Annotated in this window: 18 protein-coding genes and 1 other RNA gene; 3 read left to right on the top strand and 16 right to left on the bottom strand. The window is 43.6% G+C overall.

Annotated elements, in window-relative coordinates; all coding sequences use genetic code 11:
- Nucleotides 1-232: 232 nt before the first annotated feature.
- The 6 genes from QA601_02925 to QA601_02900 all read right to left on the bottom strand — a co-directional run bounded on the left by QA601_02925 (nt 233) and on the right by QA601_02900 (nt 10,714).
- Nucleotides 233-1,108 (bottom strand): hypothetical protein, encoded by an 876-nt coding sequence (locus QA601_02925; protein ID MDG5814016.1) that lies wholly within the window; start codon nt 1,106-1,108, stop codon nt 233-235.
- Between the two features lie 142 nt (nt 1,109-1,250).
- Nucleotides 1,251-4,043: a hypothetical protein gene (locus tag QA601_02920; protein ID MDG5814015.1), complete on the bottom strand. Its 2,793-nt coding sequence runs from the start codon at nt 4,041-4,043 to the stop codon at nt 1,251-1,253.
- Between the two features lie 12 nt (nt 4,044-4,055).
- Nucleotides 4,056-7,067 (bottom strand): hypothetical protein, encoded by a 3,012-nt coding sequence (locus QA601_02915; GenBank protein MDG5814014.1) that lies wholly within the window; start codon nt 7,065-7,067, stop codon nt 4,056-4,058.
- A 225-nt stretch (nt 7,068-7,292) separates the two neighbouring features.
- A complete protein-coding gene (locus QA601_02910; protein MDG5814013.1) occupies nt 7,293-8,465 on the bottom strand; it encodes a hypothetical protein in 1,173 nt (390 codons plus the stop codon).
- A gap of 437 nt (nt 8,466-8,902) precedes the next feature.
- Nucleotides 8,903-9,898: a GyrI-like domain-containing protein gene (locus tag QA601_02905; protein ID MDG5814012.1), complete on the bottom strand. Its 996-nt coding sequence runs from the start codon at nt 9,896-9,898 to the stop codon at nt 8,903-8,905.
- A 21-nt stretch (nt 9,899-9,919) separates the two neighbouring features.
- Nucleotides 9,920-10,714, bottom strand: coding sequence for a PhzF family phenazine biosynthesis protein (locus QA601_02900; protein MDG5814011.1), 795 nt, complete (start codon nt 10,712-10,714; stop codon nt 9,920-9,922).
- A 1,281-nt stretch (nt 10,715-11,995) separates the two neighbouring features.
- Here QA601_02900 and QA601_02895 point away from each other — a divergent pair.
- The gene (locus QA601_02895; GenBank protein ID MDG5814010.1) at nt 11,996-12,262 is read left to right on the top strand and encodes a hypothetical protein; all 267 of its coding nucleotides are present in this window, start codon (nt 11,996-11,998) and stop codon (nt 12,260-12,262) included.
- Nucleotides 12,263-12,364: 102 nt separating this feature from the next.
- Nucleotides 12,365-12,754, top strand: a complete 390-nt coding sequence (locus QA601_02890; protein ID MDG5814009.1) for a hypothetical protein — start codon at nt 12,365-12,367, stop codon at nt 12,752-12,754.
- A 328-nt stretch (nt 12,755-13,082) separates the two neighbouring features.
- Here the strand turns inward: QA601_02890 and QA601_02885 are convergent, their stop codons facing one another.
- Both QA601_02885 and asnA read right to left on the bottom strand, forming a co-directional pair.
- The gene (locus tag QA601_02885) at nt 13,083-13,508 is read right to left on the bottom strand and encodes a hypothetical protein (protein ID MDG5814008.1); all 426 of its coding nucleotides are present in this window, start codon (nt 13,506-13,508) and stop codon (nt 13,083-13,085) included.
- 183 nt (nt 13,509-13,691) lie between these two features.
- Nucleotides 13,692-14,732: an aspartate--ammonia ligase gene (gene asnA / locus QA601_02880; GenBank protein MDG5814007.1), complete on the bottom strand. Its 1,041-nt coding sequence runs from the start codon at nt 14,730-14,732 to the stop codon at nt 13,692-13,694.
- A gap of 171 nt (nt 14,733-14,903) precedes the next feature.
- Between asnA and ung the strand changes: the two genes are divergently transcribed.
- Nucleotides 14,904-15,584 carry a uracil-DNA glycosylase gene (gene ung, locus QA601_02875; protein ID MDG5814006.1) on the top strand — a complete coding sequence of 227 codons (681 nt, stop codon included), beginning with the start codon at nt 14,904-14,906 and terminating at the stop codon, nt 15,582-15,584.
- Nucleotides 15,585-15,685: 101 nt separating this feature from the next.
- Here the strand turns inward: ung and QA601_02870 are convergent, their stop codons facing one another.
- The 8 genes from QA601_02870 to ffs form a co-directional block, all read right to left on the bottom strand.
- Nucleotides 15,686-17,056, bottom strand: coding sequence for a rhomboid family intramembrane serine protease (locus QA601_02870; protein MDG5814005.1), 1,371 nt, complete (start codon nt 17,054-17,056; stop codon nt 15,686-15,688).
- A gap of 277 nt (nt 17,057-17,333) precedes the next feature.
- Nucleotides 17,334-17,810 (bottom strand): CinA family protein, encoded by a 477-nt coding sequence (locus QA601_02865; protein ID MDG5814004.1) that lies wholly within the window; start codon nt 17,808-17,810, stop codon nt 17,334-17,336.
- A 4-nt stretch (nt 17,811-17,814) separates the two neighbouring features.
- Nucleotides 17,815-18,135 (bottom strand): DUF3392 family protein, encoded by a 321-nt coding sequence (locus QA601_02860; GenBank protein ID MDG5814003.1) that lies wholly within the window; start codon nt 18,133-18,135, stop codon nt 17,815-17,817.
- A gap of 2 nt (nt 18,136-18,137) precedes the next feature.
- Entirely contained in the window at nt 18,138-18,644 is a 507-nt protein-coding gene (locus QA601_02855; protein MDG5814002.1) for a phosphatidylglycerophosphatase A, read from the bottom strand.
- Entirely contained in the window at nt 18,641-19,249 is a 609-nt protein-coding gene (recR, locus tag QA601_02850) for a recombination mediator RecR (protein MDG5814001.1), read from the bottom strand. Before recR ends, QA601_02855 begins: the two co-directional genes overlap by 4 nt.
- A gap of 8 nt (nt 19,250-19,257) precedes the next feature.
- Entirely contained in the window at nt 19,258-19,566 is a 309-nt protein-coding gene (locus QA601_02845; GenBank protein MDG5814000.1) for a YbaB/EbfC family nucleoid-associated protein, read from the bottom strand.
- 12 nt (nt 19,567-19,578) lie between these two features.
- Complete coding sequence (gene dnaX, locus QA601_02840) at nt 19,579-21,267, bottom strand: DNA polymerase III subunit gamma/tau (GenBank protein MDG5813999.1); 1,689 nt, start codon at nt 21,265-21,267, stop codon at nt 19,579-19,581.
- Between the two features lie 25 nt (nt 21,268-21,292).
- Nucleotides 21,293-21,391, bottom strand: an RNA gene (gene ffs / locus QA601_02835) — signal recognition particle sRNA small type.
- Between the last annotated feature and the right edge of the window lie 14 nt (nt 21,392-21,405).

Below are 21,405 nucleotides of genomic sequence, written 5' to 3'. Positions count from 1 at the left end.
TAAAGAACGATTAAGTACCCCAGGTGTAACTGTTTGATGTGCTGCGGGGTTATTACTGCTGTTTTAAAAAACTGTGATGGGCCATGTTTTCATCTGTGGGTAAGTTCTCCATTAAAGTGTGTGGTTTTTTTAGAGCTAATGGGAATATCTAACCTACTGATAGTAAGGAGACTGTGGCGGTCCGTCCCCTCATAAGTCTGTTGATGGTTGTCGAATAGTGTCTCGCCCCAAATTAAGCCTTTTCCACCAGATCGATATCCCCGGGAGCTTCCAGCCCAGCCACCTTTGCTATGTTGGCATTGGTAACCCACCCCCAGAGTTCACTTTCAGGATCGCCGTCCTCTGTTACAAACGCATCCCGGACGCGCTTTTTCTTTTTGCTCATTCTTTTCTGCACAGCTTCCAATGTATCAGTCGTACAGACAAAAACCATCGCTTTGACCTTATCCTTGTAATTTTTATCTTTTATCAGATCTCGTAGTGTAAGATGTGACAATAACGAGCATTTGATTTTAGCTCCAAGATTTTCGATGTTGTCATCATCGCAATTGGCAATTTTGTTATTGTTGAATGTTATAGAATTTTTTTTAACAATCTTTATCTGATCTATGCTGTTAAAAAGAAACTCGTATAGAATACTCTTACGGATCACATAGCAAACGTAACCATCTTTCAGAATAGGCATACGGGTTTTATGTGATACTTGAAATTTGTCGTGGAGGTCTTTTAAGGTGATTTCGGATTCCCAGTCTTTTTTTTCCTCTGTGCTTTTGGGTAGGCAAGCATCCAAAAAGTCGATTTCCTTTTTTGGAATCATGCAATCTTTGACAAGCGAAGCGCGAAGTCTGTCTTTAACAGACAAAAGTTCTTTTGTCTGTTTAGTTGCGCTGGAATAGTTTTCCTTGGAAAAATAGTACGCAATAACAGCTCCCACCCAGGCGCTAATAACAGGTAGCACCAATGCAGTTAATTCTTTCCCACGTGTTATGTTTGTTACAGGTAGACTCATAAAACAGATTGTAGAAACTATAAGATAGAGAAATCCCCCGGCAACAATACTTATACTCAGAATAGGAACAACCAAAGAACAAATCTTTTTGTCTGGCATAAGCAATTACCCCGCTTTCATTCAATTCCAATATAAAAATTCGCTTGTATACACAGCTTTTTCTTTTCTCTATCCAAATAATCTGCAGTTATTCAAAACACCTGCCCCCACCCAACCACCGTTAATACCACCAGTAAAACAATCAGCATCCATCTCTCCTCCTTTTCCCCATATTCTTAAACTTCCTGTAATCCTTCGGGCGGTGGAGAAAATCACCAAGCTCCTCCAGAAGACTGTCACCCATGTTTTTACCCCCAAAGCAGGGCCAGGCAGTTGTGAAACGGGCATCCATACTTGTACAGCGTATCGTCTCAAGCCATGCTCCAACGGAGTGTTCGCTATAGCCGGCACTTATGGCGGCATTGTGGAGAAGGGAGTACTCCCGCATAAGGTGAGTGCTGAAAATGATCGGATCATCAGAGCCTATGGCAATACGAACCGGAGGTGGTGCCCCCTCCTGTGGCTCAGGCGGGAAGAGACGAAGCGTGGGGTGGTTCCTAAGATCCATAAGATTCCCGATAAGCAAATTGCTCGATGGGTTCACCTCCGCGACAATACCACGAATACTCACAAGCCTTCTGAGTGCATCCTGAACTGCGAAAAGGGCGCTGATTTCAGAATGGTCAATGGTCACATTTTCAAGCTGCTGGCCACGGCGGAAAACCAACTCATTTGTGCGGTATAGTTCAATCAGTTTACTTGCGTCTTTATTCTTATAGTAAAACTCGGTATTGAGAGATTTAAGGGCAAGATCAAAGGACTCCAGACACACTTCAGGCTGATGAACGTTTACTTCGGGGCCACTCCAGAGAGTGTGAAGAGTATGGTGAACAAGGGCCATGATATGGGGCATCTGTTCCTCCCCAAACACATCCCTGGACAAGGAACGTATTTGGTTCTCAAGATACCCGATTCTCTGAGGAGGCACATCGATACGAAGCTCATAAGGAGTTTCAAAAGCAGTATAGAGCCGCCATTCAAACACAAGATCCCACAATCGCTCCTCTTTTGGCATCATCACTGAACCAGTCTGTTCAGCCCACTGCCGGGGGTCGTAGCCAAGCGCAGTTGCATGACCAATCCGTCCGCCGGAACGGCGAAGAAGGTAATGAACTGTTTCGAAAATGCGCCTCATCCCCTCCATGAGATGGCGAAAATCTTCACCCACATGTGCGGTAATTCGCAATGATTTGGGCTTTATGGGATCATGTACCGATGCTGCAGCAAAGGCCGATTCCCTCTCGAGAAAGTTAAAGAGGGGAACCAACACCCAGGTTGGTATGCTTAGTTCATCCGCAGCCACATCGATACCCCTTAAAAGCCAAAGAATGGTTGGTTTTTCCCAGATCAAATCCTTTGCAGCCATCACCTTTTTTTTCAGATCTGCGAAAAAGAGTTCATAGCGCCTACCGAGTTGAACCTCTTTGGTAAAACTTGGCAATGGTTCTGAGTGCGTTTCGCTGCCATAGGCCGGGGGATCTCCATGCCCCCACCGTTTTTCCTGGTCACGGGCTTTAGCAAAGAGCAGCAACACTCCGAATTCAAGGTTTCGACTGCTCAGGGAGGAGTACTTTTGAACAACATGTTCCCAGGATTCCGTAAGCTCGCATAAATCTTGAGCCAGCTCTTCGGGTGTATCCTTTGCAGTACTTCGGATCTCCAGCGCCACAACAGATCCTTTGGCTATGCCGCATGCTACTTCGTATGAAATCTCTGTTCGTATCTTTCTAAGTGGCTTACGGAATGGTTTTAAGCGGTCACTGAACCGGATAAACCATTGCAATCCAGCAGTCATTGGACGCTGCACTACACTACGGTACAGAAGATTTCGTAACCGTATCACCTGCCAGAAAAGAGTTATAAACAGCTCATCCGGTTTTCTGCCCGGATCTTCCATGAATGCCAGGCACCTTCGAACAAACCGTGCTTCTGCCTCGTTTGGAGAGCTCAGGGATAATCTGGCGGCAATAGGATCACACTTCTTCCACGCCTCTTCAAGAGTTTCGGGTGGTTTTTTCCATGCCTCATACCCATATGGGTGCACCTCCTGGTACAACATGCGCAACGGAAAGATTTCATCCGGAAGTAACTCATCCTCACCATGCTGCAGTGCCAAAACTACTTGCTGAAGCGTTTGCCAAAGTTGTCCTCTGATCCCTCTCAATTCACGGATAAAGTCCGCCAGCGGATAGGTTTTATTTCCTGACACCAGATACTCCATCAACAGGCTTCTGGCAATAGCTGCAGCCAGCAACCATCGAAAGAACAGATCACTGTTTTTAAAAGGCATTTCGGGATCGATTATTGAACCGGGATTAACATCAGGGCTGGCGAGTGCTGCCAGTGCAGACATCCACAAGGTCTTGAAATCCATGGATGCGCCAATGTGTTGATGGATTTCGGAAACCCCTTTATCATGTATGCACCTGATAAACAGAGGTGGGTCGATATCCACATAGGTTGGAGGCGGTTCGGTTTTGGAAGAGATCAAAAGCAGGTCTTCAGGAAGAGCAAATATGAGCCACCGATAGTGTGATGTTGCATCGAAGAAGTTTTCGTTATTGGTGACTTCAGAAACTCCCGGACGATTGCATACATACCGTTTTGCAAGACAGCGCAGGTAGTTATGGAGTGGGTTGGGCTGGTCGACTTTGAAATTGTTCGGGTCGTAGTCAAACCAGAAGAAATCCCTGATTGCAACGAGGCGGTCAAGAGACCACCCGCTTGCGTGTTCAGAGAGAAGCACTTCGCATTTTCTCCACAAAGCACTGGTTTTTTTACCTTTTTTTCTATCCAATAAGGGATTAAGCTCAGTAATAGCCATGCGGAATGACACTTCACTGGCCAGTGGCAGACTTGCAATTTCGGCGCGTATATAGGCTTCCGGAACGCGCTGTGGTGTCAGGCCACCGTAAGGGGTGCTTTGGTTTGCCACTTATCTCTCCTTCTAATTGCGTTGACTCCAGAATTTATCATCTTCCTTAGTAGCTTTAAACCAGTCTTTCATGATGTTTTTAATTTTCAGATCGTCATCTTTTCTCTCTTCATAAGATTTATCCTTTGAAGAGCAATCATTCTCTCCAAGGCCTAAACTCTCTGAAATTGCCGATCTGACTTTTTCCTCCCGCAAAGCATTCAGCCCAGTCTCATATTCTTTCCAGTTTTCTTCTAATTTACTGAATTCATCCTCTAACCATGACCAAATTCTCTTTTTACACCAACAATCCTCACCCTTTTTATCTAAATGTGAGTATTCAGGTCCTAAAAAGAGAGGAAGTTCCTTTAAAAGCCAGTCCGATTGGGGATTTTTTCTATACCCGAACAACTCATTCTCCAAATCGTTGACCAACGTTTTAAGTTTCACCTTTACCTTATCGGCAATTTCATCTAATTCATAATTACAGAACTTATAGGGACTGACGAGTGTATCAAGGGGAGTGGGTGTTTTTTTCGAAAATACTATGCAGATACATTCGACCCAGGCCAGGCGAAGAATACGGCCGATTTTCTTTTTGGTTTCTTTCTGCTTTTCTGATTGTGGTAATTTCAGCTCTTTTATCAAACTATCTCTGCGCTTTTTGTATTGTTCATCTGGCAGTTTTTTTTCCTTCTGTTCTGATTCCAGCCTTTCTAGCTTTTTTTTCTCTAATTCTTCCGGCTCTTCTATCTGCTCTTCTCTCTGCTTTTTTATACACGATTCAAGGTTGTGAATTATGGTAGTCCACAGTTCAGCGAACAAGAAGTGTTCAACGAAGGTGCGCCATTCAGGAGGCTTCCAGCCGAAAACTAATTTGACAGGTTCCAAACAGTTGTTAAAGATCAGTTTGTGGATTTTCTTTACCACAGCCGGAAAAACCTCGTTAGGCAGGTTTTTATCAGATATCACCCGCTGTTCATCGCGCAGCTTCAGTATATCATGAAGGATCATGAACCATCCCGTAATAACAGTTGGTAAAGGAATGCTGTCCTTTTCCCCTTTCACCTTTTCCAAATTACGCAGTTGGAGAACAAGGTCCGGAAAATGCTGACACTTAAGGGACTCTTCAATAATAAAGTTTACCTCTGGATCATATTGTGCTTTTTTCTCCTTCACATTACAATCGGAATTATACTTTTTGATATTTTCCGGGATATAGATTTGATTGAATTGTGGTGTCTGTTCGAATTTTTCGATCGGATTATCGGACAAATCCAGGACCCATTTGCCATCTGAGTTTTTACGCACGATTCGACTGAGAAGCTGATCACTTGCCCAAAACGGAATGTCGCTTTCATCAATGGCATTGCGAAGCATTTTCACCGCTACTTCAACTGCACTTTCGCCCTCTTTTTCTTCATCTGTTTTACTGACAGATATAGTTGCCTTGAGATCCAGAAGTGTACGCATTGATAATCCAAGAGCCATTTTTCCCGCACCGGTAAAAATTGGCTCCTGTTTGTTCAGCTTAAACTCATGCGTTTCGGATGGTTTTTTGTTATCGCTTTTGCAAAAGACCTCATATGTCAGCTTATATCCAATTACTTGAAAACAACGTTTTATCCAGTCTATTTGCTTTACATCTTTCGCATCAACCAAAATTTGCCTATCGTTGTTGAACTTTAACCCGATTTTTTTTAAGCATTGGTGTGTTGCAACTCGTGATCTGGGGATAGTGAAAAGATCAGCAAGCGTCTTAAAACTTCTCAGCTTATCATCTGAACAAGTTTTAGCATCTAAACAAAGTTCAACTTCACTGAGTTGATCACAGAGCCTCTTCCCTCTATTCTTCATACCCACCTTCTCACAAAGTTCCTCAAGCAACTTTGATTCTTCTTTATTTTCACAGAAGGTTTTTCTGAGTAACTCCCTGGTCACCGTCTGATTTTCTGGAGGCTGCTGTAACTCCCTGCCATCAGAAAAATTCCAGCAGTACTCAGGTTCAAGGGGCTTAATAAGAATCTGGTACTTTTCAGGCAGTGAGCGCCTCATGGAAGTCGCAGCCTGCCTTCGTGCTATCGCCTGGGTCTGATCCCAGTTTGATGCATTACCCCCCATCGATCCCTTTAAGAGCTCATTTTGAAAGGAGCGCTCCAGAAAGAGCTGATAATCGGGACGCACAGCAGCCAGAATAAACCAAATGCGGTGACTTGCAGCCAGACGGATCAACTTGGAAATGTTGGATATATGTTCGATACTTCTGTCGACATTGTCGATGGGAAACACAAACAATTCGGCCTGCTTTCTCCTCTCTTTCATCAAGCAGATAGTGTTCTCCATGGTTTTTTTAAATTTGTGCTGGAAATTTGCATAGATCTCTGCGGCCTTTATCTGCTCTGATGCTTTTTCCGATCGGGACTTCCCATCGTGAGCACCTTCCCACATGTAGGTCGCTTCAGTAATAAGCTGGTTTAAACTCGCTTCCGTTCCCAGATCACCCTCAAGGATTGAGGGGCGACGTTTCCTGGTCTCAGCACACCCATCACTATCATCGTAATCCAGCCCTTGAACTACTTCACGGATTCGCACAAGCATTGCAGCCAGAAGATTACTGTCCGGTTGCAGCGGCTCCAGATCAAGTGTGTTGAGCCATGTTACTTTTTCATAGGAGTTTTCCAATGGTTTTCTGATCGGGTAATTTAAGCCATTTTTATAGCACAGTGTGTCCAGAAAACAATTTCTTTTTTTCGTTGCTGAACTGTACATATATGCAGCGGATAACAGGACTGTGGTTTTTCCCGATCCCCGATCCCCTGCTACAAGAATACTGGTGGAGGGCGCTTCGTATTTAGATGCCCCTTTTTGGTCCTTATTATTTAATCCCTGGTTTGCATCAGAAGCCGCGTTTAACCAATGGATTATCTTTTCCAGAGCCTTCTTAGTACTGGGGCAAAGTGCGTCCCACTCCAAAGCCTTCGCTTCGGGGGTTGGAGTATAGATATTCATATTTGTTCCTGGCGAGCTTGATTCCTTTTGTGACATTGCGACTCCTCCTATATTTAAAAAACAATTCTGTTTTTAGGAAAGAGACAGTGATTGTTTTGACGTTTCCATGGAAAGGTTGATGAAAAAAGGTGTGGATTCATCAACTTGATTGCAATAAGTATACCCTTCAGTGGTTTATATAACGATTACAACATGATAAACATTTCAGGAGGATAAATCCCCTTCATTTCCGGTTTTAAACCGCAATGACTGCTAAACGGTTTAGACTGGATCGTCACCATTTGGTTCAACGGTCTCCGGGTTTTTCTGTTTGGTTTTTTCTGCTTTCTGGTACAGGTTTCCGAGCACTTTGTCACAGACGCTTTTTAATAACTTGTCTCCCGCAAAGCCACCAAGGAATAGCAGGAGGAGTAACACTATTCTGGATGCAGACTGATCAGGTGTATTGATTGAAATCAATGCGGTGGTTCTGTCAGGTTGGGGGTTACTGATTCCAACCTGATCATTGCAGCAGATAATTACCCGTGGACTGATCGATATCAGAAAGTTACCGATAATTAACCAGAAGATAACCAGGGCAGTGATACCTCCGACCAAAGAGCGTGAAAGTGAATGGTAGATTGTGGGAATCCAGAAAGAGCCTTTGGAGAAAAGCTCCTGAGACGAGCTGAGGATTCCGCTAGTGATTCCACCCATGGCACCCAATAACAAAACCGGCACAATTGCTGGTTCCACACCGGATGCCTTACATATCAAAGTGGATACTGTTCCCATCCGCCATAAAACATAGGTCAAAAACACCAGTAGCACAGAATAAACAAATTGCATCCACTTTTTTACCCAGATGTCCCAGAAATTTTCATCGGTAAAATCATTGAGCTCCCGCAAGGCCCCTCTGCATACATATCTTTCAATAGTGTGTTGCTGATTGTGAGATTGATTTGCACTTATTAGATCATTAATCAGATCATCCAATGTTCTTTTGGACGCATTTAATAGCCTCATTGATAATGATGCTTTTGAATCAGGTGAACCGGGCTTCTCAATCAGATCATCCAATTTTTTTACCCATGCATTTATTACGCTCTTTGGTAATGATGATTTTTCCAGATCGGTACGTATCTTTAAACTCTCTGACCGGAGTTCCTCATCGGGCATCAGCAGTAAAAAATCCTCCTTTACCCGGTGCAGTGTTCTCCAGACAAAGTTTGTGTTTTCCAGCGGATTACACGATACCAAGGCTCTCTCGACCATATCTAAACGTGACTTGCATGCATCAAGCACCTTCTGTTCCTCTTCAGATTGGTTTCTTTCCAGCTTACGGTACACGTTAAAATCTTCTCTGGCTTGTTGATAAAAGGAGTAAACAATTTGGGTGCTGGGGTTAAAGTAGGGAAATTTGTGCTGTTTAGGAGTTGAAGTTTTGTTGTTCATACAAAACGTTCTCTTTAAGTATTGTTACAATCTGATATGATCTTCTGCCACGTTAGTCGGTGATTGTTCACAATAAAAGAGCGAGCAAAGAACAATCCAGTGATGTTAGTTTTAAGAGGGTATTTTTTTTGTTATTTTGTTACTACGGAAATTCACTAGTATCTGTTTAGAACAGATGAAATACTGACGATCCGTCATTCCCGGGAAGGCAGAAACGAAAAAAGGGATTTTCTGAACAGAAACTAACTATACTCCGACTCTTCACATATAGCAGGTCGGAGAAAAAAAGAAGATTATTTCCCATTCATTAGCATTTGGGGGAGTTAAAGAGCTCCCAAAAAACACTACTCTTTTTTAAACTAATGTGCCATGAGAAATGTTTGTGTATTTAAAAAAAGGGGAGCAATATGCTCCCCAAAACTTGCAACAAGAAAAGCTTACTGCAAAGGCTTAACAGGAACATGGATTTTAATCACGTGTTTCTCTTCCGGATGCTCTTCAGGGTTGTTAAGCATTAGTTCATAACAGGGACCATTTCCAGGTTGATAGCCACTCTTTGGCATCCACTCACCAAATACATAATCCCAGGCTTTCTCATACTCATCAACGGTAATTTCAAAGTGGGCCACAGCATATTTGCCCCCATCAATGGTCATTTTTCCAATCTCCCCACCGACTTCAGTAGTGTCGGGAACTGTAATACACATACTTACCCTGAGATTTTTTTCATCCGTAACAGAGGGATCATCATGATAAACAGAGAGAACTTTAAGATCAGGCTGCTTGAAGAGCCCTCGTGGTCCGGCCCAGGAACTTAGTTTTTCAAACATACTCTGGAAAAGCGAAGAATCACCTTTGTAGGGGCCGATGTGACGAACGTAGGCTACAGTCATAGGAGAGATCTCTTTAACTTCAACACTTTTTGGTACAGGCATAACCTGCCTCCTTTCAAACTCACTAAGGGTAGATTCAGTGAAGAGGTCCCGGGGCTCTTCTTTGCAGTTAATATACCCTTCCCGTGCAGGATAGTCTTTGCAGTTATTGCTATTCGCTTTACCATTCTTGCGATTCAATAAGTATTCCACTGCTCCCCCATCACGCCATTTGGACGCACTCATACCGAAATGATCTTTAAAGAGGCGGGCAAACGCTGAGGAGCCGGAGAATCCACAGTCAAAGGCGATCGCTGTAATGGAAGCGTTGGGGCTATTCAGGAGCATAGATGCTGCCATCTCTACCCGAAGACGCTGAATATAGCTCGTAAGCGTTTCTCCAACCAACCCCTTAAATAACCGGTGAAAATGAAATGGTGAAAAGTTAGCTACAGCCGCTATCTCCTTAAGCTGAAGCTGGTTGTGGAAATTCTTTTGTATGTGGTCCATGGCGCGGTTAATTCGCGCTATATACTCTCTGTGCTGTGGGGTGAGATTCATAGTAACCCTTTATAGCCGATTTTAAAAAAGCGGCTCTATTTTAAACAGCGTAACTGCTTTACCCATGATTTTGTTATGCTTGTCCTCAACATCAACCCTGACTTCACCGCCACGCTTTGAAAGCTGAAAACCAGTCAGCGAGTTCTTGTTAAGTTTACCACTCCAGTACTCTCCCAAAGAAGTATGTGCAGAGCCGGTGACCGGGTCTTCAGGAATGCCCGCGTGGGGGGCAAAAAAGCGGGATACGAAATCATATTTGTTTTCCCGGGAACGGCTGGTAACACTAACGATGGTACGTGATGATTTCAGTGCCGGTAAATCGGGATTTGCCTCCAAAACCCTTTTCTGAGAATCCACCTCAATCAGATACCTGTCCATTTTGATGCTCTTTTTTACTGCCACAACCCCGTCTGAAAAACCGAGCGCACTTTGGATGGGAACCGGCAGCGTTTCATCAATGAGATGATCTTTGGGAAATCCCATAGAGATCCATCCGTCATTACAGTTAACCGGAATGTCATCGTTATTTGCGTGGAAAAGGATTCCGGCATCCCTCTTTTCCAACCCCAGCTCAAAGAGAATGTGGGATGAAGCAAGGGTAGCATGGCCACAGAGATCTACTTCCTGAGTAGGGGTAAAAAAACGGATAGAGTACCCGTTATCCACCCGTTTTAAAAAGGCTGTTTCTGAGCAGTTTATTTCTGCTGCGATGTTCTGCATTGTGGGCTCGCTGATCTCTTTGTCCGCAATACATACACCTGCAGGATTACCAGAAAAGGGTTGTGATGTAAATGAATCTACCTGAAAGAGCTTCATAGTGTGTAGTCCCATGGGTTTAGTTTTCAAGAGAGGTAATCTGGTAAAATAGAATTCGCCAGAGGTGATGGTGTACCAGGGTTGGGAAAGTTTAGTCGGCGACGCTATGTCGGTCCATCATTCATCAGGAGTTTTGGTTTATAAAGCAGATATAGAACTAATTACTAAAATACCTCATTGACTTACCCTTGGTTACCGCATAGTGTTTTGGACAATAGGGCACACTGCATTAACGAACGCCCTAAGAGCCCCGCACCGGCTCCTCTGTTCGTGTTTTCGCCGGGGAGGGGCCAAACTCGCGGACTCGATGGCCCCAGGGAAAAAGACCGGCGAAAACACTCACGAGCCGGTGATCGGGGCGGATCGATGTCTCTAACTTTTTCTCGTGGGGCTCACTTCCGTTCGCACCTGTGTACTTTCTTTGCCTTAGCAAATATTCAGACTTGTTTATCTTGTACATCTTCACCTATGAAATTATGATCAAATTTCTTCTGTTAATTTTTTCGCTATTCTTTTCAAATCAAACAATTGTTATTTGGTTTTGCAAGTATCTCAAGTTGTATTATCTTTAAGCGCCAGGACGGAGCTTTACGCCGAACTATCGACTATAACGTTCCCGGGTTACGTTCTTTTTTCAATTTTAGATTTACTTCATCCTTTGACTGCCTTCGGCGACCTACTTTCTTTCCAGGGCCAAAGAAAGTAGGCAAAGAACGCCCTGGGAGCCCCGCACCGGCTCTTCTGTTCGTGATTTAGCCGGGGAGGGGCCAAACTCGCGGACTCGATGGCCCGGAAAAAAAGACCGGCGAAAACACTCACGAGCCGGTGATCGGGGCGGATCGATGTCCCTAACTTTTTCTCGTGGGGCTCACTTCCGTTCGCACCTGTGTACTTACGTTGTTAAACAGAGCTGCTCTACAACTGCCCCCTGTGCCAAGGGGATTCGATCTCTATTCTTAGCACGCCAATTTAGTGTATTAATATAGGTAAAGGTCCAGAAAGTGTAAATATTTTGCTCAAAAATCTTGTAATTAGCATTAATGTAACTGCTTATGCCTCTTTTCGGTAACATGTTTTTACCGACCATAGAAATACCACGACAGCACAGTTAAAACTGCTTCAACATCTTTTCAGCTATCATCCGAATACTAGGATTATCCGGTTAGGAAATCTTTCAGGCACATTTTAATACCATGATTTTACATCGTTTATAGCTTACACTGTTTATTGCAGACCGTACCGGGGGCTGGTTCAAACAGTGTGAAACAGAGGCCAAACAGTGTGAAACGAAGGCCAAACAGTGTAAAACACAGGTCAAACAGTGTGAAACGAAGGTTAAACAGTGTAAAACACAGGTCAAACAGTGTAAAACAGAGACCAAAAAGTGAGGAACACAGGCCAAACAGTGAGGAACACAGGCCAAACAGTGAGGAACACAGGCCAAACAGTGAGGAACACAGGCCAAACAGTGAGGAACACAGGCCAAACAGTGAGGAACACAGGCCAAACAGTGAGGAACATGGGTTAAACAGTGAGGAACACGGGTAAAACAGTGAGGAACACGGGTAAAACAGTGAGGAACAGGAGTAAAACAGTGAGGAACAGGAGTGAAACAGTGAGGAACAGGGGTCGAACACCCCTGCACGGGGCATGTTCCTCACTGCACGGGGGGTGTTCCTCACTGCACGGGGCATGTTCCTCACTGCACGGGGGGTGTTCCTCACTGCACGGGGCATGTTCCTCACTGCACAGGGGGTGTTCCTCACTGCACAGGGGGTGTTCCTCACTGCACAGGGGGTGTTCCTCACTGCACAGGGGGTGTTCCTCACTGCACAGGGGGTGTTCCTCACTGCACGGGGGGTGTTCCTCACTGCACAGGGCGTGTTCCTCACTGCACAGGGCGTGTTCCTCACTGCACAGGGCGTGTTCCTTATAACACAGGGCGTGTTCCTTATAACACAAGGCGTGTTCCTCATAACAAAGGGCATGATGCGCAAACAGTGCTTACTGAAAGCATGTAAGCCGCTGTATTTGCAGTAATTAAAAAAAGAATAGGATAGTTACAGGGAGAACGAGATTAAAAGCAGGCCGGAGATTCCCACAGGTGAGGTTGGAGAGGGATCAATTACCACAGAAAAGATTGCCGATGGCGCGGTAACGGATGAGGAAGTGTCTGAAGTTTCAGCAGAAAAATTATTGGTGATTTTCAAATGGAGCGCATAATTGGATTAGAAGAGGTTTTGTAAGGTAAATCTGAAATATATGCATGCCCAAGCAAAATTGGTCAAAGGAGATGGTTTAACTGGAGGGGATTATAATGGTAATGACTGTCTGACTGTCTGACTGTCGTGAACACAGCATTTAGTTTTTATCCGGAATGAGCTGGCATTGTTAAGATGATATACTGTATAAAAGAGAGAAAAATCATTGAGACCACATAGGTGTTTAACAAAACGCCAAAGGTAATGCATATATGCGGAATATAGCTTTTGTAATGGCGGAGTCTTTTAGAGAAAATTTTCACAGGAACAGCAACAAGGATAACCACAAAAAGAAACCACACCCTGAACCACTCCGCGACATTCATATGAAAAACTAATGGCCGGAAAAGCATCTCCTCCCCGGCTGAAGCAACATCGGCAATGTAAGGAAGAATAAAGATAGTGTGCCCATAAGCTACCAGGATTGAAAAAGCTATCATAAAGCCACCGGCAAGGTTAAGAAATTTACCGCTCCTAAGTATGCTTCGCACCGTTATTGCCTCCTCCACTTTCCTTTCACTGAATTTGCTCATCTACTACGCCACGGTAACCATCTTTTTGCATCAGGAAACCGGGTTCCCTATATTTTTCACACGCGGCAAAATACTTTTGTGAACTCCGGGAGAGCTCGTAAACCCGGTTGATCATCCTGTACCACACCGGTTCAGATTCACTCGTTTACTATACATTCTTCACAATTAATCTCATTTGTACCCTCACAGCAGTATGATATTGTGTTCGTTACAGAGTTTTCTCATCTCTTCAGGCCACACACTGGCTTGAATCTCACCAATATGTGCTTTTCTTAGAAAAAACATGGTTAATCTGGACTGACCGATTCCACCACCTATTGAATCACAAAGTTCGCCGGCAAGCAGTCGTTTGTGAAACAGAAGCTCTTTTCTTTGTGTTTGATCATGCTCTTCCAGCTGTGTGATAAGTGACTCCGCATTAACCCGTATGCCCATGGAGGAAATTTCAAAGGCTTTTTTTAGAACAGGATTCCATAGAAGGATATCACCGTTGAGTCCCTTAAAGTTCTTCTTAGTAGGTGTGCTCCAGTCATCATAGTCGGGGGCACGGCCATCATGCCTTTCACCACAGGGCATAACACCACCGATTCCGATCACAAATACTGCTCCGTATTGACGGGTAATTTCATCTTCCCGCTCTTTGGGGCTAAGTTTTGGATACATCTCACAGAGCTCTTCTGCGTGAATGAAGGTGATATGCTCCGGTAGCAGTGGAGTTATCCGGGGATACTTTTCATAGACCACAAATTCGGTTTTCTTTATTACTTCATAGAGCCTTGTCACGACAGATTTTAAATAGTCGAGGTTTCTGTTTTCAGGATTGATGTGTTTTTCCCAATCCCACTGATCCACATACACCGAATGGGTGTTATCCAAATCTTCATCGGGACGAAGAGCGTTCATGTCGGTATATACACCAAAGCCAGGTTCTATTTCATAATCCACCAGTGCCATCCTCTTCCACTTTGCAAGACTGTGAACAATTTCTACTTCACGGTCCTGCATTGCTTTGATGGGGAATGTAACCGGGCGCTCAGTACCGTTTAGGTCATCATTGATACCTGTTCCTTTCAGCACATAAAGTGGCGCAGTTACTCTTCTTAGAAACAGTTCTGCCGACAGAAACATCTGAAAAGTGTCTTTAATGACTGTAATTGCATGTTCTGTTTGCTTAATATCCAGCAGGGGGGCATAATCTTTGGGTAAATAGAGCTGTGTTTTCATTGCATACTTTCGATGAATTTCAGAGAAGGTGACTTCCAAAATAATAAGTGCAGCACGCTTTTGGTAGTACGAATGGTTTAGCACAAACCGTAATAAAAAGCATCAAAGGTATTTTGCGCATTGGGTTACATATTTATTTTTTTTAGTTTTCAAACGTAGCGAAAGATCATTATGTCTCAAATAAAGGACCTTTCAATCGAAAGCAGCTGGAAAGAGCACCTTAGGGAAGAATTTGGCTCGGATTATTTTAAATCCCTAAACCAATTTTTGATGCAGGAGGATGAAAAATATTCCATTTATCCCCCCAGGCCTCTGGTGTTTGCCGCTTTTGATCATACTCCCTTTAGCAGGGTTAAAGTGGTGATTTTAGGGCAGGACCCCTACCATGGCCCGGGTCAGGCAAACGGACTGTGTTTTTCTGTAAGTGATGGGTTAAGAAAACCTCCATCACTGGTGAATATTTTTAAAGAGCTGCACAGCGACACCGGTGCTTCAATACCCCAAGGTGGCAATTTGGAAAAATGGGCCAAACAGGGGGTGCTGTTATTAAATGCTACTCTTACAGTCAGAGCGAATCAGGCCGGTTCTCACCAGAAAAAGGGGTGGGAGATATTCACCGATCGGGTAATAGGGCTACTATCGGAAAAAAGGACAGGTCTGGTATTTTTGTTATGGGGTAATTACGCCCGGGCTAAAGAGGAGCTTATCGATACTTCCAAACACCATGTTTTAACCGCCCCTCACCCGTCACCGTTTTCTGCAAACAGGGGTTTTTTTGGCTGCCGCCATTTTTCCAGGGCAAATGAGATACTAAAGTCACAGGGAGTAGCGGAGGTTGACTGGAGTTTATAGTAATGCTGGTCAATGCTAAGAAATCCAGTTTGTAGTTTACCCCGGCTTGTTGGAACACTGTTTCAGGGTTAAGCATACTTTTGGTACAATGAGCCCGGTCGTTAAGCAGATAGCTCCTCTATAAGCTCCTGAGCATCCCTGGCTGGAATAGAGTCAGGTGCTTTATCGATAATCCATCTAAGGTCTTCCTCGGCCTTTTGATATTCTATCATCATTTTGTTGCGTAAAAGAGCAGCGGCATACCGGGAATTTATTTTAAGATGCAGCCCGGAGGCAGTGGTAGCAGCTATATCAAAACAGCGCAGAGCTGACATAGGCATATTTAATAGTTGTAACTTTTTGGCCCATTGATATACCTGAGTGCCATTTATAGTAAGCTTACCTTTTGATTCAAAAAGCTTATCAATATTCTCTGCAACTTCCTGCTTTTTTTGTTCGGCATTATGCATAATCAATTCAATGCCTCTGAGAATACACTCGGAAGCATCTTCTTTTCTGTCCTCTTTTAACGCAAGCCATCCTTCGCTGAGAAGGGATGAGTTTGTCTGCACTGGTGATTGCTGACCTGATTTGTTAATTTGCTCTCTTTGGGATGATAGCATTGCCACTCTGCTTTTTGGCTTTGGGGCATGAGAGAAAGAGCTTTGCGGATCAAACTTTAGCTCATCTCCCTTTAGTAGGTAGGCAAAGAGTACACCGGTTAAAAAACCACCCACATGAGCAGAGAATGCCACTCCTGAGCTCATATCTGGGTCCATTAGTGTATAAAGAACTTGTGTGAATATCCAAAACCCCAAATAGATAAAGAGACTGATCTGAAAAGTAGTAAACAAAACAAAAAAGAAAAACAGTATTTTTATTTTACTTTTTGGATGAATTACCATCATTGCACCCATCGTCCCTGCAATAGCCCCGGAGGCTCCTACCAGAGGTGTTGAAGCCCAATCTGATGTTGATGCAAACGTTATCCCCTGAAACAAATACACCAGCACCGCACCAACACCAGATAACAGATACACCATCAAAAAGCGTAAATGTCCCCAGTATTTTTCCATGACTACACCACACACATAGAAAAACAGCATATTTCCCAGGAGATGAAACCAGCTTGCGTGGGCAAACATAGAGAGAAAAATTTGAGCAAGGCTTTTTTCTTCGGGAATAAAGGCAAATCTGGGAAGTAGCTGTTTTTCACCTAATTCCGTTAAAACGCTTTTAAGGGAATCCCGTTGATGAACAAATCTGTCCCGTTTATCCTTTGTCTCTTCTAACCCAAACATCTCCTGAACTATTGATGGATTAGAATCGGGATTATAGGTTATCTGAATCAACTCACGATTAACATCTCTCATCTGTCTTCTAATCTCAACATCATTAAAGTATATGATACTGAATACGATGACACAGATCGTAATAATAGAAACTGAGATGATACCTATTTCACCATCATGTTCATCTGTACTGTATGGCATAAACATGCAGATTCTCCTGAATGCTGATGAATATTCAGAAAAGTGTATTCCAATATAAATTATTCAGAAGGACAACAAGTCTGGGACAACTATCAGAATCTAACTTAATTATCCTGTCAGCAACTAAGTGAAGCAAAAATCACTTTTTAGCAAAATAGGTTCTGATCAGAGATAAGGACAATCATTTTTACAGAAAAGTTAAATATTGAAAAATTATTGGAAGGAAAGAGGGGCAATCGAAATCAAAATGTGCAGTTTGCTTATGAACAACAAAGGTTTAATCTAATGATAAAATATGCTCTCTTATCATGCCCAGAGCTGCATTCACAGCCAAATATCTGATATCTTTTCTGGTACCGGTAAAATGAAATTCGCGGCTTTTAATATCACTATTTACCAAAGATCCGATATACACAAGGCCTACCGGTTTTTCTTCACTTCCACCACCGGGACCTGCAATGCCTGAGACAGAAACAGCACAGTGGGTTTTAAAAACAGAGGATGCCCCGGTTGCCATTGCCTCAACGACTTCTGAGCTAACCGCGCCCACCTGATTAAGGACATCTGGTGACACACCAAGTATATCTACCTTTACTCTGTTATCGTAGGCTATGATTCCTCCGGTGAAAAATTCTGATGAACCTTTAAAATCGGTCAATCTAGCGCCAATGAGTCCACCGGTACAGGATTCAGCTGTACTGATGCGGTACTTTTTTTCTTTAAGAATAGCCGCAAGTTCCTCTACAGTATTCATAAGGTCAAATTTCTTTCTGTGCTTTAGCCAGATACGCTAAAACCAGGTAAATAGAAGTTACCCATAAGACCAGGGAAGTATTATTGAGATTGGCAAACCAATGCCAAAGCCCTTTATACAGAACCTTAGAGAGAAAACCATATCCAACAGTACACAATACTATATAAACACAGTACCGTAAAAACCAGTTAAGGTTATGGGTGAATTTTTTAACGACTGAATTCACCGGTCTTCCCGAAAGCATCAGTGTTACTGCTGTAATACCAAAACAGATTTCCTGAAGATGACCTCTGATAAATGATGAGAAAAAATGTATCGGGTCCATGATTACAACATTCCCATAATCCAGTTGAAAGTACCAAGTATGGCGATAAGGGTAATATTAGCTAACACTCCGGCAGCTACATCATCCATTGTCACCCCTACTCCTCCTTCCATCTCTTCCATTACATGAACAGGAAACGGTTTAACTATGTCGAAGAATCGAAAGAGGGCAAACCCAAGCACAAGAGTCCTGATGGACAATGGTACCATAAAAAAGGTAATAAACTGTCCTACGAATTCATCGAAAGTAACTTGTGGTGGATCTTCTTTTCCAAAAACCTCTTTTGCCTTGGCAGTTAAGAAGAAGCAGATTGCTATGAGAATAATGATTATACCCCAATAGCGAAGGAAGTGCTCGGGTCCAAGGAAAAAATGAAAGGTGTCTTGAAAGAAGTAGAGAAGAATAACGGTAATAGCGGCACCAATGGAGCCGGGAGCAAAGGGAATATAACCGGTTAAAAGGCAGGTCGCAAAAAGTTTACGTATCCAGAACACTGGGTTTAAGGTCATCGATTTTCTCCGTAATCAAGGTCTGTTCTTTCGTTAAGAGCCTGAGCGAGTGTGATCTGATCAACATACTCAAGCTCCATACCCACAGGCAAACCTCTGGCAAGCCTTGTCACCCGAAGGTCTTGTGATTTTAAAAAGCGTGCCAGGTAGATTGCAGTGGTTTCTGAGTCACTGCTTCCACCAAGAGCGATAATTATCTCTTTGGGTGTTTTTTGCTCTATTCGTTTTTTCAGAGGTGCCAAATTGAGCTTCTCTGCGGTTACTCCGTTCAGTGGCGAAAGCACTCCTCCCAGTACATGGTAAAGCCCTTTGTATCTTCCGGCCTTTTCAATGGTAAAAAGGTCGGCCGGCTTTTCTACCACACAAATAACAGAGCCGTCCCTTGAAGGTGAAGAGCATAGATCACATATCTCTTTTTCGGTGTAATTGAAGCAAACCTCACAGCGCTTAATGCTCTTTCTGACCTCTTCAATTGTATGTGCAAGGTGCAGCGCTTCAGACTCGGGTCGTTCAAGCAGATGAATCGCAAGGCGCCAGGCACTCTTTTGCCCTATTGTAGGAAGACGACTAAGCGCCTCCACCAGTTTTTCGAGTGAACCAACCATAGTAGTTATTACATTCCTGGAATATTAAGCCCACCGGAGATAGAACCATAAGTAGATTCGGAGATCTCCTTAATCTTCTCCTGCGCATTTTGATGTGCGGCAATGATAAGATCTTCAAGCATCTCCACATCATCACTGTCAACTACTTCAGGGTTAATCTTTATAGAGGTAAGTTCATTTTTGCCATTCAGCATAACCTTTACCATTCCACCCCCAGCAGTCCCCTCAACTTCCTTTTGTTGAAGCTCCTCCTGAGCTTTCATCATCTGAGACTGCATTTTCTGTGCCTGCTTTAATAATTTGTTCATATTTTTCATTGCATAACTCCTTTAGGAAAGTACTTCTCCATCTAACATGTCGATTAAGGTCTGTATAATAGGCTCTTTTTCTATATCATCATCTATACTGACAACGGGTCTGGAGGGGGTAAACTGCATTGGCGGTTTATCCACCTGCGTGTCTTTTTTGCTCGTATCTAAAGTAATGCGAACCTCTAAGGGCTGGCCGGTAAAGGTTTTTATATACTTGCTTATCTCTTCTTTGTTATTCTTTTGGGTGAGTTTCTGATATTGAAATCTGTAGTTATACCCAAACTCCAACTCAACGACTTCTTCTTTTACACTAACAAGCTGTCCGTGGGAGAGATGTGCCCCTAATTCGGGTCGTTCATTCATGAAGGTGTCTAAAAACAGAGGCCAGTTTTGATTAAGATCAACGGGCATTTTGGGTGATGAAACTAAAGGAATGGTGTCACACGATTCCTCAACAGGCGTTATCAGGGCCTCAGAGGGTTGCTCATTCTTCAGTTCCTTTTTTTTTTTTGCTTCAGTTTCGGCTGAAAGAATCGAGGCGGTATTTTCTACAGCATCACCCGGAGATGAGCCGCCGCCTGAGGCGAGTTGTAGGAGTTGCTCGATATTTAATGTACTATCCAGGTACACAAGTTTAAGCATCATTACTTCAACCAGAAATCTGGGAAAGGCGCTCCACTTAAGTTCAGATTCCGTTTTTTTCAGTATTTCAGCCATTCGCAGCAAATCAGTTTCTGCAAAATTCTGAGATTCAGCCCTTAGCTGTTCAATAATATCGTTTTCAAGCTCAATGCCCCGGCTCTCCAGTGCTCCTGAGATGCGGGCAAAGAGAAGATTTCTTATATGATCCTGAAAGCCGGTTATGAACTCATGAAGGTCAAAGCCATTATAAAGAACATCCTGAACAGCCTTAAGCGCAGGCACAGGATTTTTCTCCTTTATGTTATTCATTACCTCGCGGTAAACCTCTGTTCCTACCAGCCCCAGAACAGAACGCACCTCTTTTTCTGTAATAGCTTCTTTGCAAAATGAATATACCTGGTCGAGAAGACTCATGGAGTCTCGCATGCTTCCTTCAGCCTTGCGTGCCACAAGCATCAGTGCGCTGCGTTCATAGGGAATTTTTTCCGAATCGCAGATATGTATAAGCCTGGCAAGTATTTGCTCTGCACCAATACGTCTAAAATCGTAACGCTGACACCTTGAATGAATGGTGGCCGGTATTTTATGTGGCTCTGTTGTGGCAAAGATAAAAATTACTTTTTCCGGCGGTTCTTCTAAGGTTTTAAGCAAAGCATTGAAGGCGGAATTTGAGAGCATGTGCACTTCATCGATTACAAAGATTCTGTACTTTCCACCCATCGAAGAGTAACCGATGTTATCGCGAAGATCACGTACATCTTCTACTTTGTTGTTCGATGCACCATCTATCTCAAGCACATCAAAGCTTGATCCACCCAATATGTTTTTGCAGCTGTTGCACTCTCCGCAGGGGTTAGTAGTAGGGCCTTTATCGCAGTTAAGTGCTCTGGCTAAAATACGGGCTGTAGTGGTTTTGCCCACCCCCCTGGTGCCGGTAAATATGTAGGCGTGCGCTACCCGGTCAGTTTCTATCGCTTTTTTTAACGTCTCGGTGATATGCTCCTGACCTACAACATCTTCGAAGGATAAAGGACGCCATTTTCGTGCAAATACCAGATAAGCCATAGTTTTCTACCGGGGTAAGGAAAAAAGGGGCCAAGTTTACCTGCGGCACACCGAGAATCCGCTTACCGTTGCTCCCTTCCGGGCCTGGCGGGGTTCACAGCCTTTGGTTGCGCAGGGCCTGGCCCCAATCTTTTCACA

Source organism: Chitinispirillales bacterium ANBcel5 (genome assembly GCA_029688955.1).
Classification (GTDB): Bacteria; Fibrobacterota; Chitinivibrionia; order Chitinivibrionales; family Chitinispirillaceae; genus Cellulosispirillum; species Cellulosispirillum alkaliphilum.
Note: the sequence above shows the minus strand (reverse complement) of the source record. Positions and strands in the feature narration are given on the sequence as shown.

Bases quoted from the DNA above. Each gene is read 5' to 3' on its own strand.
- dnaX (MDG5813999.1), bottom strand. From the start codon at position 21,267: ATGGCTTATCTGGTATTTGCACGAAAATGGCGTCCTTTATCCTTCGAA.
- asnA (MDG5814007.1), bottom strand. From the start codon at position 14,732: ATGAAAACACAGCTCTATTTACCCAAAGATTATGCCCCCCTGCTGGAT.
- QA601_02890 (MDG5814009.1), top strand. From the start codon at position 12,365: ATGTTCCTCACTGCACGGGGGGTGTTCCTCACTGCACGGGGCATGTTC.
- QA601_02870 (MDG5814005.1), bottom strand. From the start codon at position 17,056: ATGCCATACAGTACAGATGAACATGATGGTGAAATAGGTATCATCTCA.
- QA601_02900 (MDG5814011.1), bottom strand. From the start codon at position 10,714: ATGAAGCTCTTTCAGGTAGATTCATTTACATCACAACCCTTTTCTGGT.
- QA601_02855 (MDG5814002.1), bottom strand. From the start codon at position 18,644: ATGACCTTAAACCCAGTGTTCTGGATACGTAAACTTTTTGCGACCTGC.
- QA601_02910 (MDG5814013.1), bottom strand. From the start codon at position 8,465: ATGAACAACAAAACTTCAACTCCTAAACAGCACAAATTTCCCTACTTT.
- QA601_02925 (MDG5814016.1), bottom strand. From the start codon at position 1,108: ATGCCAGACAAAAAGATTTGTTCTTTGGTTGTTCCTATTCTGAGTATA.
- QA601_02885 (MDG5814008.1), bottom strand. From the start codon at position 13,508: ATGAGCAAATTCAGTGAAAGGAAAGTGGAGGAGGCAATAACGGTGCGA.
- QA601_02905 (MDG5814012.1), bottom strand. From the start codon at position 9,898: ATGAATCTCACCCCACAGCACAGAGAGTATATAGCGCGAATTAACCGC.
- QA601_02845 (MDG5814000.1), bottom strand. From the start codon at position 19,566: ATGAAAAATATGAACAAATTATTAAAGCAGGCACAGAAAATGCAGTCT.
- QA601_02915 (MDG5814014.1), bottom strand. From the start codon at position 7,067: ATGTCACAAAAGGAATCAAGCTCGCCAGGAACAAATATGAATATCTAT.
- ung (MDG5814006.1), top strand. From the start codon at position 14,904: ATGTCTCAAATAAAGGACCTTTCAATCGAAAGCAGCTGGAAAGAGCAC.
- recR (MDG5814001.1), bottom strand. From the start codon at position 19,249: ATGGTTGGTTCACTCGAAAAACTGGTGGAGGCGCTTAGTCGTCTTCCT.
- QA601_02860 (MDG5814003.1), bottom strand. From the start codon at position 18,135: ATGGACCCGATACATTTTTTCTCATCATTTATCAGAGGTCATCTTCAG.
- QA601_02865 (MDG5814004.1), bottom strand. From the start codon at position 17,810: ATGAATACTGTAGAGGAACTTGCGGCTATTCTTAAAGAAAAAAAGTAC.